This window comes from Stappia sp. BW2, from assembly GCF_008107695.1.
Taxonomy (GTDB): Bacteria; Pseudomonadota; Alphaproteobacteria; order Rhizobiales; family Stappiaceae; genus Roseibium.
Genome location: NZ_VIRG01000070.1, coordinates 338,071 through 351,008, shown reverse-complemented (window position 1 = coordinate 351,008; position 12,938 = coordinate 338,071). Strand labels below are relative to the sequence as shown.

General features: G+C 58.7%; 11 protein-coding genes and 1 other RNA gene. 5 read left to right on the top strand and 7 right to left on the bottom strand.

Annotation, left to right across the window (positions count from 1 at the left end):
* Positions 1–15 precede the first annotated feature (15 nt).
* The 5 genes from FMN63_RS20555 to FMN63_RS20535 all read right to left on the bottom strand — a co-directional run bounded on the left by FMN63_RS20555 (position 16) and on the right by FMN63_RS20535 (position 5,011).
* Positions 16–1,728, bottom strand: a complete 1,713-nt coding sequence (locus tag FMN63_RS20555) for a peptidoglycan D,D-transpeptidase FtsI family protein (protein ID WP_148586031.1) — start codon at positions 1,726–1,728, stop codon at positions 16–18.
* 10 nt (positions 1,729–1,738) lie between these two features.
* Positions 1,739–2,092: a cell division protein FtsL gene (gene ftsL / locus FMN63_RS20550; RefSeq protein WP_148586030.1), complete on the bottom strand. Its 354-nt coding sequence runs from the start codon at positions 2,090–2,092 to the stop codon at positions 1,739–1,741.
* Positions 2,093–2,094: 2 nt separating this feature from the next.
* The gene (gene rsmH / locus FMN63_RS20545) at positions 2,095–3,132 is read right to left on the bottom strand and encodes a 16S rRNA (cytosine(1402)-N(4))-methyltransferase RsmH (RefSeq protein ID WP_209001358.1); all 1,038 of its coding nucleotides are present in this window, start codon (positions 3,130–3,132) and stop codon (positions 2,095–2,097) included.
* Positions 3,132–3,599 (bottom strand): division/cell wall cluster transcriptional repressor MraZ, encoded by a 468-nt coding sequence (locus FMN63_RS20540; RefSeq protein WP_148586028.1) that lies wholly within the window; start codon positions 3,597–3,599, stop codon positions 3,132–3,134. The genes rsmH and FMN63_RS20540 overlap by 1 nt, the downstream gene beginning before the upstream one ends.
* 413 nt (positions 3,600–4,012) lie before the next feature.
* A complete protein-coding gene (locus FMN63_RS20535; RefSeq protein WP_148586027.1) occupies positions 4,013–5,011 on the bottom strand; it encodes an AraC-like ligand-binding domain-containing protein in 999 nt (332 codons plus the stop codon).
* A gap of 178 nt (positions 5,012–5,189) precedes the next feature.
* Here FMN63_RS20535 and FMN63_RS20530 point away from each other — a divergent pair, with 178 nt between their 5' ends.
* On the top strand, positions 5,190–5,636 hold the full coding sequence (locus FMN63_RS20530) for a cupin domain-containing protein (protein WP_148586026.1): 447 nt from the start codon (positions 5,190–5,192) through the stop codon (positions 5,634–5,636).
* Positions 5,637–5,730: 94 nt separating this feature from the next.
* Positions 5,731–7,218: a flavin-containing monooxygenase gene (locus tag FMN63_RS20525; RefSeq protein WP_148586025.1), complete on the top strand. Its 1,488-nt coding sequence runs from the start codon at positions 5,731–5,733 to the stop codon at positions 7,216–7,218.
* A gap of 12 nt (positions 7,219–7,230) precedes the next feature.
* Here the strand turns inward: FMN63_RS20525 and rnpB are convergent.
* Positions 7,231–7,653, bottom strand: an RNA gene (rnpB, locus tag FMN63_RS20520) — RNase P RNA component class A.
* A 413-nt stretch (positions 7,654–8,066) separates the two neighbouring features.
* Here rnpB and FMN63_RS20515 point away from each other — a divergent pair.
* Both FMN63_RS20515 and FMN63_RS20510 read left to right on the top strand, forming a co-directional pair.
* Complete coding sequence (locus FMN63_RS20515; protein WP_209001254.1) at positions 8,067–8,669, top strand: hypothetical protein; 603 nt, start codon at positions 8,067–8,069, stop codon at positions 8,667–8,669.
* 12 nt (positions 8,670–8,681) lie between these two features.
* A complete protein-coding gene (locus FMN63_RS20510) occupies positions 8,682–10,367 on the top strand; it encodes a methyl-accepting chemotaxis protein (protein ID WP_148586024.1) in 1,686 nt (561 codons plus the stop codon).
* A 315-nt stretch (positions 10,368–10,682) separates the two neighbouring features.
* On the opposite strand, the gene pdxR is transcribed toward FMN63_RS20510, so the two are convergent.
* Positions 10,683–12,155, bottom strand: coding sequence for a MocR-like pyridoxine biosynthesis transcription factor PdxR (gene pdxR / locus FMN63_RS20505; RefSeq protein ID WP_148586023.1), 1,473 nt, complete (start codon positions 12,153–12,155; stop codon positions 10,683–10,685).
* Positions 12,156–12,239: 84 nt separating this feature from the next.
* On the opposite strand from pdxR, the gene FMN63_RS20500 reads away from it, so the two are divergent.
* Entirely contained in the window at positions 12,240–12,914 is a 675-nt protein-coding gene (locus FMN63_RS20500) for a pyridoxamine 5'-phosphate oxidase family protein (protein ID WP_148586022.1), read from the top strand.
* Positions 12,915–12,938: the final 24 nt, after the last annotated feature.

The following is a 12,938-nucleotide window of genomic DNA, read 5'->3' as shown; positions in this document are numbered from 1 at the left end:
GTTCGACTCGTCTCCTTAATAGGAAATCTCGATTGGTTCATCCCCTTTGCTGAAACGCGGCATGACACCAAGCATCGGTGCGGCGCGGCGAATAATTGCCCCGACCATCGGCGCGGCATTGAGACCTGCCGTTGCACCGATGCCTTTGCGTTCCGGTTTCGGTTCGTCGACCACGACAAGAACCACATAGCGTGGGTCGTCCATCGGGAAGGCCGACAGGAAAGAATTGCGCCGCTTGTTGCTCACATACCGGCCGTTCTCGATCTTCTCTGCGGTGCCGGTCTTACCCCCGACCGTATACCCCGGGACGTCGGCCCGCCGGCCGGAACCGGAGAGCACGTTCAGCCTGAAGAGATACCGCATTATCCGGCTTGTTTCCGGAGAAACGACTTTCTTTCCAAGCTTTTGCACGTCTTCCGGACTGCGCGGCAGGAAGGTTGGCGGCAGCAGTGTGCCACCATTGACCAGTGCGGCCGCGGCAACCGCGGTCTGCATCGGCGTAACGGAAATACCGTGACCGAAGGAAATGGTCATCGCTGCCAGCTCGTTCCATTTCGGCGGCAGCAGAGGCGCCGCGTTTTCGGGCAACTCCGTCTTCAGACGTTCGGTCAGATGCAAGCGCTTCAGGAATTCCTGCTGGCGCGCGATGCCGGTTGCCAGCATCATTTTGGCAGTACCGATGTTGGACGAATAGATGAAGATTTCCGGCACCGACAGGATGCGGTGTTTCCCGTGGAAATCCGAAATCGTCCGCCCACCAGCCCTGATCGGGCGCGTCGCATCGAAGCTGTCGTTGATCGAAACTGCCCCCGAATCCAGAGCCATTGCGGTGGTGAAGGTCTTGAAGACCGACCCCATTTCAAAGACACCACCGGTCGCCCGGTTGAGGCGATCCTTTTCCAGAGCCTGGGAGCGGTCGTTCGGGTCGTAGTCGGGCAAGGAGGACATGGCGACCACTTCGCCGGTCTTTACATCCAGCACGATGCCGGCAGCGGCAATCGCCTTGTAGCGTTCCATCGCCTTCACCAGCTCGTCACGCACGACATGCTGAACGCGAAGATCGACGGACAGCTTGACCGGCTCCATCGTACGGTCTGATGTGAAGCCCAGGGACTGAAGATCCCGCAGCCAGGAGTCATCGATGTATTTCTCGATGCCCGCGAGGCCCTGGTTGTCGACGTTGACGGAGCCCACGATATGCCCTGCGGTCGGACCACCCGGATAGAAGCGCTGGTTTTCCGACAGGAAACCGATCCCCGGCAAGCCGAGATTATGAACCCTTTCCGCCTGCTGCGGCGTCATTTCCCGTTTCAGCCACACAAAGCCGGCGCCGCTTTCCAGGCGGCGGCGCACAAGGCCTTCGTTCAGATCGGGCAGGATGCGGGTCAGCCCTTCAACCGCTTCATCCACATCCATGATGCGGCGCGGTTCGGCATAAAGCGAAGCCGTCTTGATGTCTGTCGCCAGGATTTCGCCGTTCCTGTCGACCAGATCCGGACGGGATGCGGAGACGGAATCCTGCGCTGAGATCCACGCATGTGAGGGCGCTTCTTCCATTTGCGCCAGCATCACCAGCCGGCCCGCAATCGCAACATAGACGCAGGCAAAGGCGAGCATCGCCACATAGACACGGGATTTGACCGCGCTGGCGGAAACTGAGTCCCGAGCGGCCCGCGGATGAGCCCGCCGCACCTGAAGGAAGCTTGCCGGTTCGCTAACCATCGTCATGACCGCCCCCTCAACGGATCACAGCAGAAGAGCCGGCATAGCCGCCCATCTGACTGCCACCGATAGGCTCCAGCATGACGGGACGGGCCGGAAGGTCTTCCGTCGTCACGATCTGCTTCACATCAAGTGGTTCAAGAAGAAGATAATCATTGTAGCGCTCGACCAGGGACTGCAGACGGTCCGGCTTGTTCAGCAGGCTCCACTCGGCCTTCAGATGGCGAATGGAGTCGCGCTCCTCGTCGATTTGCCGCTTGAGCTCGGCAACCCGCTCCGCAGACTTCGTTGCTGCGAGCTTCATGTCATAGACGGTCGCCGCACCGATCACGACCGCCAGTATGAACACGATGTTCAGCGTTCGAACCATTTTCAGCCCCCTAGACCATGAAAGGCTGCAAGACGCGGAACACCCGCCTGATGGATGTCCAGCTCTCGCGCCTCAGCTTCGGTCCGCCGCCCGGCCCGAAGTTTCGCGGATCTTGCCCGCGGATTAATGTCCGTTTCCGTGCTGGCAGCTTCCACCGCCTTGCGCGTCAACAATTCGAATGTCGCCGGAGGAACGTCCTCTTCCGGCATATGTCGTGACCCGCCACCGCGGGTCCGGGTCCGATCCTGAAAGAACCGCTTGACGATGCGGTCCTCCAGAGAATGGAAACTCACCAGCACCAGGCGGCCGCCCGGTTTCAGGATACGCTCAGCCGCGCCCAGCGCTTCGGCAGCCTGATGCAGTTCGCCGTTCACATAGATCCGCAGCGCCTGAAAGGTTCGCGTCGCCGGGTGAATCTGCGCCTTCTTCGGCGACCGGCCGAGCACCTTTTCAATCAGGTTCGCCAGCTCCAGCGTCCGGGTGAAAGGCTTCTCCTTGCGGGCCTTGTCGATGGCATGGGCAACAGTCGTCGCCCGCTTTTCCTCGCCCAGCAGACCGATGACGCGGATCAGATCCTTCACCGGCAGCTCGTTGACGACATCAGCCGCCGACGGCCCGGCCTGCTCCATGCGCATGTCCAGCGGCCCGTCGCGCAAAAATGAAAATCCGCGCTCGGCCTCATCGAGTTGCATGGAGGAAACGCCGAGGTCCAGAACCACACCGTCGACACCATCGAACCCGCAAGAACGCGCATGCGTTTCCAGGTCGGCGAACTGGCCCGGCACGAGCATCAGCCGCCCCTCAGAAGCCCGTACAAGCTCCTGCCCGCCCGCAATCGCGTCCGGATCCCGGTCAACACCGACCACACGGGCACCACGCTCCAGGATGGCGCGGGAATACCCACCGGCACCAAAGGTGCCATCCACAATCACTTCACCCGGCTGCGGCTTGAGCCACTCCAGAACCTCTGTCAGGAGAACCGGCACATGGCGCTCGGGTCCGCCAGCGTCAGACGCAACGTCTCTGTCGCCAACCGCCATCATGCCGGCTCTCCCTGAGAGGATGCGGAGCGTTGCTCCGACAGCATCGCGAGCGCACGCCGTTGGGCCTCTGCGCGAAACTCGCGAAACTTTTCAGGCTCCCAGATCTGGAACTTGTAGTTCATGCCGACAAAGGTGACCTGATCAGTAATTCCGGTGTGCTCGCGAATTGTGTCGGAAATGGTCATACGGCCATCCCCGTCGATCCGCAGGTTTTCACTGGCGCCGAACAAGGCAATAGCCAGAGCATCGTGATCGGGAGAGAGCTTTGCAAAGCCGTCCGAGCTCTTGTTGATTTGATCGAGCAATTCGTTTCCGCCCGCATCAACAGCCGCGCAATGTGAAGAAGCAATGCAATAAAGACCTTCAAAACCATCTCTCACCAATACCGCACGGAAGGGCGCCGGGATCGACACGCGACCCTTGGCATCCAGCCGGTTGGTAAAGTGAGAAACAAAGCCGGCCATTCATCCCCTCGAAACGGGTCCCCACCCGCTCAAATCCAAAATTCACCCGTGAGTTATGAGGAAGGCCGGCAACCTGCCCGGACATGCAATTTGCAAAACAGCACTTTCCGAGCCGTTAAACCGATGTCCAAGACCCTAGCGACATGGGCCCGCGCTCCCCATTCTGGGTTTCTATGGGATACCATGGGATTTGATGGGCGGTCAATGGAATCTCATGGATTCCGGCTCGATTTGATCGCACACGACCCCGTCGAATGACCTTAAGGCAAACATGCTTAATGAAGCCTTGACACAATTGGAGAATCGGATTCGCAGGAATACGGAGGTTTTCCGCACGAAAGCCCGGAAACCCGGCAATTTCTGCCCACTTCGAAAGACTTGTGGAGAATAAAAACGCCGCCGCGCCGGGCGCCTCAACCGAACCTTTGCGCCCGCCCCGTGGCACCAGGCGTTTCACCGAACCGCTCCCGGTAGGCAACCGAGAAGCGGCCCAGATGCCGGTGACCCGAGCGGTAGGCGACTTCCGCCACAGGCAGGCCTCGCCCCTCCGATAGCAACAGGTGCCGGGCGTAGCTCAAGCGCACGTTCTGGAGATATTGCAACGGGCTGCACCCGAACTCCTGCCGGAACTGCAATTGAAGGTTCCTGGGCGAGGTTCTTGCGTGGGTGCTGATATCCAGAAGACTGATGTCGTCGGCAAAACGCTCGCCGATCAACTTTACCGCCCGTTTGAGAATTGCAGGCGACTTGCCCGTCTCCTGCCGCTCAAGCAGTGGCGAGACGGTGTTCGGCTGGAATTCCAGAAGCGTGCCGACAAGCGCCTCTTCCAGGTGGCGTTGCTCCAGGATACCCGTCCCTTGAAAGGCACGCCCCTCTTCCACCGCCCCCAGAATGCCGCGCAGGCGTCGCGCCCAGGCTGCTCCTTCCTGCGACAGAAGATTGAATTCGGGCTCAAAGCGAACCTGACCGACGGAAACGCCGGCCATTCTCGCGGCAACTTCCTGCAGAAAGCCCGTCTCTATCTGTAGAAGGATCTGTTCGCAGCCTGCATGCCAGCGCATGGCCGTATGCCGGTCGGGATTGAGGATGGAAGCCACTGCCGGGGTGGAAACCATGGACCGGCAGCCGTTGCGCACGTCCGCCGCGCCGCTGATCGGAACCTGGACCAGGTAGAAGTCCGAAAGCTCTCCGGGCTCGATGGCCACATCGGCGCCGTAACGTAAATAGTTGAGGGAGAGGTGTTGTCCGGACACCCGGTTCTGGCAGGCATCGAAGCTGTCGGAGGCCGAAAACCGGCCCAGACGGTGGTTGCAGAAATGACGGGCAACGATCTCCCGAGCTTCGTCAACATCAGAGGTTGCGAAGCATCTGAAACGTTCCAGCGGTGTTTTGCTTCCTGTCTGGGACAACATCCCGACAGCATGCCCCTGCTGCGAAACCCGTTCAAGTGTCAGCGTCTGCGCAATGCGTGATTTTACTGCATCCAGCCAAGTATTTTCGCTTTCTGGATAAAGAAATCCGCGAAGCTGAGCGTAGCCTTTTCCCGTCGAAAGACCAAAGCGCACCAAATGAGCGATGAGGGGAACAATCATGCAAGATGGCGCAGGCATTACCGCAGCTGACGCGGGACTGGACAATACCAGCTGGAATGTGGTCGGGCACACCTATACGCCAAAACTCCTGAGCGACAACGCCTTCATCTGGCACGCTGTCGTTCCTGCTGACACTTTCGTCCCACCCCACATTCATCCGACCCAGGACGAATGGATCTTGATGCTGGACGGGGAACTGGAAGTGGAAATGGGCGGAAAGGCCCACAAGGCGAAAGCAGGCGACACAATTCGCATGCCGATGGGCGAGGCACACGGCGTCTTCAACCGGTCCGGCAAGACCGCCACCTGTGTCTTCGGCGTAGCCCCTTCTCGAAAACTCTTCGAGCTTTTCGGAGTTCTCGACGGCGTTACGGATCCAGCTGAACTGGTCCGGCTTTCCGCGTTGCACGAAGTCGATTTCCTGCCGCCTCCCGATCAGGCTTGAAGGCATAGGGCAAGCTCATTTTTTTGAAATGACAAGGTGGACTGCCAGCGTTCGCTGAAGCGCTGGCCTCCCTTGATGCGAGAGGACATTGAGAATGACGAAACGCAAGACTGTCGCCGTCATCGGCGGCGGCGTGAGCGGGCTTGCGGCTGCGAAAGCCTTCGACGAGCGCGGGCATCGAGTACTGGGCTTCGAGAGAAGCCACGATTTCGGCGGTGTCTGGGAACTGTCCCGGTCCTATCCGGATGTGCAGACCCAGTCGCCCAAGGACCTGTACCGCTTCACCGACCTTCCAATGCCGGAAGAGTATCCTGAATGGCCGAAGGGCCCTCAGGTCCACGCCTATCTGCATGCCTACGCAAAGAAACACAAGCTGGGCCGCCTGTTCCGGCTGAACACGAATGTGCTGTCGATGGACCGCCGCACCGACGGTAAGCCCGGTTGGACATTGACCCTTGAGGCCGCAGGCAGAACCTGGAGCGAAGACGTCGACTTTGTCGCCATCTGTACCGGCCAGTTCTCCGACAAGAACATCATTTCCCATCCTGGACAGGAAGCCTTTGAAGCCGCCGGCGGCAAGGTTCTGCACAGTTCCGACTACACCGACAGCAGCCTTGCACAGGGCAAACATGTGGTCGTCCTGGGTGGCTCGAAATCCGCGACGGATCTTGTCGTCAACGCCGCCAGGAACGGTGCGAAGTCGGTGACGCTTGTTTACCGCGAACCGGTCTGGCGCGTGCCCTACTTTGTGGGCGGCATCAACTTCAAACGTCTGCTCTACATGCGCGCGCAGGAACAGCAGTTCAACGGCTGGGGCAGATCCGGCATTGCAAAAGCGGTCTCCGCCGCGTTCAAACCATTGATCTGGGCAAATTTCAGGGGTCTTGAAACCCTGTTGAAGCTCCAGCTCAAACTGAAGAAGTGGGACATGGTGCCGGATCTTCCGATCGAAAAGGATGCTTCGTGCTCGCTGCCGATCGTGACACCCGGACTGTTTGAAGGATTTGAAGCAGGCAGCATACGGCCGGTCCGCGGCACTTTCGACCACTATGAGACAGGCAAGGTCGTTCTATCGACCGGTGAGGCGATCCCCTGCGATCTTGCGGTGCTGGCTGTTGGCTGGAAACTCGGGATTCCCTATCTGGCGCAGGAATACCGCGACAAACTGATAGAGCCGGACGGGCAATACCGCGTCTACCGGTTGTCGGTGAACCCTGACTTGCCCGATATGGGATTTGTCGGCTTCAACTCCAGCTTCTGTACCGTTCTGTCAGCGGAAATGATCGCCAACTGGTTGGTACGATACGCTGACGGCCAATTGGCACACCAACCGACCGATGCGGAAATGCGCGCCAATATCGACCAGATGCTGCATTGGCGACGCGAGGAACGCCCGGCGGCCCAGGTCTACGGCGGTCTGTGCTCCGCCCCGTTCCACTTCCGGCATTTCGACGAGTTGCTGGCAGATATGGGAGCGACCAGACGAAAACGTGCAAACCCGCTGGCTGAGCAGTTCTCCTATCCCAACGCGGATGCGTACGGAACATTTCTCGACAGCACCCCCCAATATGCGGCGAGCTGAAACGGGAAGGTAAGTGCCAGCCGGCCTGTAAGCCGGGTTCTGTACGGCCCGGCCAGATACGAGACCTGACGCGGACGTGACAGCCATTCATCTGTGACGTCTGTTGCCAGACGCCTATCGCAACCAACCCGGACAACTGGCCTGGAAACTGGCCTGGACCGGATTGCTCCGGTCCGCGTTGTCCCTATTCGGTTTTGCTCCCGGTGGGGTTTACCATGCCGCCGCTGTTGCCAGTTGCGCGGTGGGCTCTTACCCCACCCTTTCACCCTTACCCCGGAAAAATCTCTCGATCTGGCCGGGGCGGTTTGCTTTCTGTGGCACTTTCCCTAAGGTCACCCTCGCCGGGCGTTACCCGGCACCGTGTTTCCATGGAGCCCGGACTTTCCTCCCCCGCGGCCTTTCGGCACTTGCGGCAGCGGCTGTCCGGCCGACTGGCGCATGGGACTTAGGAGGCTTTGCGGACGAGGTCAAGCGACAGTCCATACGCTGACGTTCGAATTCCCGGGAAACCATCCAGCAGTCGGCACAACCCACCGTGTCTCTCTTCGCAGGCGGTCAAGACTATTAGCTGCTCCTGCCTTCACAGCTCGCGTGTGAGAACGTTCGCTTCGTCTTGCAGATCTATCGGCAGGCACCTCGAAGAGAGCGTCACTCGATAGAAAACTTGTCGGCGCCATCAAGTAACGAGAGAAAATATTCAGAGAAACTGCAACATATGACAATATGATTTTTTACAATCAACTTGCCTTAAACACAAAAATTAAAGTCATTTCAGTGTTGTAGGACAAATATTAAGCATTACGAAACGGGTGTAACGGAGAGTACCAAAAACAAACAAGGAGACTATAATGCGTCGACTGTGCACGTTTTTGCCAGCGCTCATGCTGGCAACTGTTGCTCACGCTGCCGAGACACCGCCAGACGCGAAAGCGCTGATCCAGCCGGAGGTGGTGGAAGCCGTCGCTGAATGGTTATCCAACCCGATCGTCGCACTTTCCATCAATGCCCAGAACAATTTGCGCGGTGCACTTTCCCAGGCAGAAATTGATGCGCTGGACAAGCAGTGGCGACAGGAACGTGAAGCTGCGGACAAACCGCTGATCTCCGCCACCTTGTCCGCCCCCCTGTCGATCTACCTTCTGCGTGTTCAGGCCGGATCGCTTGGCCTCTATCCCGAAATGTTCGTCATGGATGCCAATGGTCTGAATGTCGGGCAAAGCGGAATTACGAGCGACTACTGGCAAGGCGACGAAGCCAAGTTCCAGAAAACCTTTCCCAATGGTCCCGAGACAGTCTTCATTGACGAACCGGAATGGGATGACGACAGCAAGATCTGGCGCGCCCAGCTCAATATGACAATCACCGATCCCGAAACGAAAAAAGCCATCGGGGCAGCAACGGTGGAATTCAATCTGACCGAACTGATGCGTCGTCAGGGCACAGGGTCTTAAGCGGGAAAAACCATGTTCAAAAACCTCTCCGTCAGCAAGAAGATCGCTGCTGGCTTCCTGGCACTCGCACTGATCGGTGCTGTGGCTGGAGGCGTGAGTGCCTACAAGACCCATTCCGCGCTGAATGAAGTCAAAACGGCCAACAATCTTTCCGATCTCAATGCGGCCACCGCCGAACTCACGGAAAAGATCGCCGCACAGGCCTTGTCGGTCAAATCGTTTTTGCTCACCGGCAACCGCGATCTCCTGACCCGGTCGCAGGAGTTGAATACCGAAATTCAAACCGTTTTTTCCGACGTCGCAACACGTGTCGACGCGACTGTGCCGCAATTTGAAGACCACCTGTCAGAACTGAAAGCAAGTTGGGAAACCTGGTACAGCCAGATTGCAGCACGCCAGATCGAACTGATGCGTACACCGGAAACTGTCGACATGGCCCGTGCCATTGACCTGACACCGGAAAGCGCTGACCTCCTGAAGGCAGTGCAACAGCAAAGCCGGCAGCTTGCTCAGGATGTCGGGCTGGAACGGAAGCAATCCGTTATCGCACAGAACCAGGCCATGCAGATGGTCCAGATCGTCTCGCTTGCCAGCACCTTGATCCTGACCGTGCTTGCCATGATCATGGGCTTCCTCAATCACATCGCCATTTCCGCACCGCTTTCGCGGCTTGCGACCGTAACCGACAAGCTGTCGTCCGGGGATACCTCAATGAAGGCGGATGTTGGCGACCGACAGGACGAAATCGGTCTCCTCGGCCGCGCCCTCGGCGTCTTCCGGGAAAACCTGATCCGCACGAAGGACCTTGAGGAACAGACCGAGGTGGAACGGATCAATGCCGAGAAACTGAAGCGCGAGGAAATGGAAAAAGTCGCCAGCGACTTCGAAACAACTGTTCTTGCCATCTGCGACGGCATGATTACGAGGCTCGACGCCCTGACCAGTTCTGCCGGGTCTCTTTCGACAATCGCCAACAACACCACGGATCAGGCTTTGGCCGTTTCCGCGGCCGCAGAACAGGCGACCACAAACGTGAACACCGTTGCCAGCGCGACGGAGGAACTCTCCGCCTCCATTCGTGCGATCACGGATCAGGTACGCTCTTCCTCGCAAATCGCTCAGGAAGCAGAAAGCGAAGTTGGACGTTCCAACGAAGCCGTGGCGACAGTGCAGAACGTGGTTTCACGCATCGGCGATGTCACGAAATTGATCACCGATATTGCCGAACAGACCAATCTGCTCGCCCTCAATGCGACCATCGAGGCCGCCCGCGCCGGTGAGGCTGGAAAAGGGTTTGCCGTCGTTGCATCAGAAGTGAAGGCACTAGCCGAACAGACCTCGAAGGCGACCGAAGAAATCGACCGGCAGATCAGCGAAATGCGTCAGGCTGCGGATGCTTCAACAGAAGCGACAGAGTCAGTTGCCGGCCTGGTCCGGAAGATTTCGGAAAATACACACGCCATGTCGGGTGCAGCGGAAGAGCAAAACCTGGCGACGACCGAAATCGCAAGCAGCGTCACCGAAGCAGCCCAGGGCACTGAAAGTGTTTCGAGGTCCATTTCCGAGGTGAGCTCCGCAGCCAGCGAAACTGCCAACCTGAGTTCCGCCATGGATGAGGCTGTGGGAGAGTTGCAGGAACAGTCAAACACTCTGCGCCACGCCATGCAGGACTTCCTGGGCAAGGTTCGAGCCGCCTGAATAGCCATGAGCCAGCGCTCTCAAGGGGCGCAGTCTCCGCAAAAAAGCTGCCTCATAGAAGCTTCGTTTTGCATGAGCAGCGCCAACGGCTAACGTCCCCTCAGGATCAGAATCCGGGGGGACGTTTTCGCGAGAAACGCACCAAAAACCCAGGACGCCGTGGACCTCATGACAGATGATTCCCCTTGCTGGTGGGAAGTTTCTGGGAAGGCAGCTCACCATCTCGGTTGATCGGAACTATCGTCGCAAAACCACCAGAAGTGTCTGAGCTCGTACACGGCGACCGTCCGGTGATGCGGCTTTGAACATGCCTGGTCAAAAAGCCTCATCCGCACCGAGGAGGCTGGCAAGGGCATCGACGCCTTCCTCGATCTGCCGTGCGTTCGCTCCCGCGAAGCCGACAATCAATCCCGGTCGGCCAGCCTCTGACAGATAACAGTTACTGAGCGGCGAAACGGCAAAACCCCGGTCCTGCATGGCCAGCGCAACCGCAATATCGTTGACCGGCTCGCGGAACATCACGGTCAGCTGCACATTGCCGGTAAGCGGTGCAACTTCAACACGGTTTCCCAACCTTTGCTTCAGCGTTCCGGCAAGCAGTGTCCCCCGCTCCAGATAGACTGGGCGGATCTGTTTGAGGTGTTTCTGATAAGCTCCGCTATCCATGAAATGAGCGAGCGCAGCCTGCGCCTGAACATTGGCGGAGCAGCCCATATTGCGCATTGTCTGCGTGAGCGGATCGACAAGAACGTCCGGCACGACACAATAGGCGATCCGCAACCCCGGCAGCAGGCTCTTGGCGAACGTGCCCAGATAGACAACCTGCCCCTCGTCCGCCAATCCGTGCAATGCAGCTACTGGCCGCCCCTCGAACAGGAACTCACTGTCGTAGTCGTCTTCCAGGATAACCGCACCGCAGGTTCGAGCGACATCGAGAAGCGCAAGGCGCCGCGACAATGGCATGCGCGCGCCAAGCGGATAATGATGCGAGGGCGTGACGTAGATCAGCTTTGGCGGAGTGCCGAGATGGTCCATCTTCGACGCATCTGCGCCGTCGCCGTCGGTCGGCAGGGGCCGGATCTTCAACGCGGCGCCGGAAAAGGCAGTGCGGGCTCCGAGATATCCAGGCTCCTCAAGCCAGACTTCATCACCTGGATCGGCAAGCAGCTGACTGAGCATCGTCAGGTTGGCCTGTGTCGAACTGGTGATGAGGATTCGCTCCGGTTCGGCCCGAACCCCACGTTCGGCCGCAAGGTGACGGGCAATCTGCTGCTTGAGTGCCTTCAGACCGGCGAAATTCTGATAATGGAGATCCGCGCTACGTTCCAACCGCGCGGCCCTGCGCAAGCATCTGGCCCATTCTTCGTAAGGAAATAGGTCAAGCGCCGGCGCGCCAGGCTGCAAGCCCCCCTGTCGATAAGCCCACCCCTCGCCGCGCAAATTGGCGCTCAGCGTTTGCCCTCGTCGGGACAACATAGGGCCGTTTGCATCGGTCTTGCGCCGCGCGCTGATGCCTTCAAGCAGGAGCCCTTCGGTCACGCGGGGGGCGGCACCAGTGCGCACGGTGATCACGCCTTCGGCTTGCAACAGATCATAGGCCGTGTTGACGGTGTTTCGCCCGACGTTGAGCGATGCTGCCAGCCGCCGCGTGGATGGCAGCCTGGTTCCGGACCTCAGAAGGCCGGTGCGTACGGCCTCCCGAAACCCGCGATAAATCTGCTCTGCCAGCGGAATCTCTCCCGACCGCTTGAGAGACAAGATGCCTTCAGGAAAAACTGGTTCTGTCATTTTCCAAAAACCGGACCTTCTTTGGAGCCAATTTATCGGAGAAACAGCAAAGCACAAGACAGACACTCAATTGGAGACGAGACCATGTCCACTCTGGAAAAACGGAAAGCCACGGACCTGCCCGGTTATGCCAAGATCCGCCAGATGAACCGTGGCGGTTATGACAGGACCGTTGCCTACGACATTCTGGACAAGGGCCTTGTCGCCCATTGCGGCTTCCTTCACGAAGACCGGCCGATGGTGATCCCGATGGCTTATGCCCGGATTGGAGACCGGATCTACATTCATGGTGCCAGCAGCACCCGGATCATCAAATCGAACGCGGAAGGTGTACCGATGAGCCTCACGGTGACACTGGTGGACGGTCTGGTGGTCGCGCGTTCGGCCTTCCACCATTCCGTGAACTATCGTTGTGCGATCGTGCATGGCACGGCAAGACATGTCGAAAACGAGCAGGAACAGATCGAGGCCCTGGCGGCCATCACCGATCACCTTTTGCCCGGCCGCTGGGAGGAATGCCGGGAAATGATGCCGAAAGAACACAAGGCAACCGGCGTTCTTGTTCTGGACATCGATCATGTGAGCACAAAGGTCCGCACGGGTGGACCGGTGGACGACAAGGAAGACCTTGGAACGGATATCTGGGCGGGCGTGGTGCCTGTTGTATCGGCACTGGGCCAGCCCCTGTCAGCCGCGGACGTGTCTGCCGAAACACCGTTTCCGGCTTCCGTGTCCGCCGCCCGCAAGAAATTCGCATGAGCTGACGTCCCGAAGAGACAAAAA

Bases quoted from the DNA above. Each gene is read 5' to 3' on its own strand.
- FMN63_RS20510 (WP_148586024.1), top strand. From the start codon at position 8,682: ATGTTCAAAAACCTCTCCGTCAGCAAGAAGATCGCTGCTGGCTTCCTG.
- ftsL (WP_148586030.1), bottom strand. From the start codon at position 2,092: ATGGTTCGAACGCTGAACATCGTGTTCATACTGGCGGTCGTGATCGGT.
- FMN63_RS20535 (WP_148586027.1), bottom strand. From the start codon at position 5,011: ATGTTGTCCCAGACAGGAAGCAAAACACCGCTGGAACGTTTCAGATGC.
- FMN63_RS20500 (WP_148586022.1), top strand. From the start codon at position 12,240: ATGTCCACTCTGGAAAAACGGAAAGCCACGGACCTGCCCGGTTATGCC.
- pdxR (WP_148586023.1), bottom strand. From the start codon at position 12,155: ATGACAGAACCAGTTTTTCCTGAAGGCATCTTGTCTCTCAAGCGGTCG.
- FMN63_RS20515 (WP_209001254.1), top strand. From the start codon at position 8,067: ATGCGTCGACTGTGCACGTTTTTGCCAGCGCTCATGCTGGCAACTGTT.
- FMN63_RS20530 (WP_148586026.1), top strand. From the start codon at position 5,190: ATGCAAGATGGCGCAGGCATTACCGCAGCTGACGCGGGACTGGACAAT.
- FMN63_RS20540 (WP_148586028.1), bottom strand. From the start codon at position 3,599: ATGGCCGGCTTTGTTTCTCACTTTACCAACCGGCTGGATGCCAAGGGT.
- rsmH (WP_209001358.1), bottom strand. From the start codon at position 3,132: ATGGCGGTTGGCGACAGAGACGTTGCGTCTGACGCTGGCGGACCCGAG.
- FMN63_RS20525 (WP_148586025.1), top strand. From the start codon at position 5,731: ATGACGAAACGCAAGACTGTCGCCGTCATCGGCGGCGGCGTGAGCGGG.
- FMN63_RS20555 (WP_148586031.1), bottom strand. From the start codon at position 1,728: ATGACGATGGTTAGCGAACCGGCAAGCTTCCTTCAGGTGCGGCGGGCT.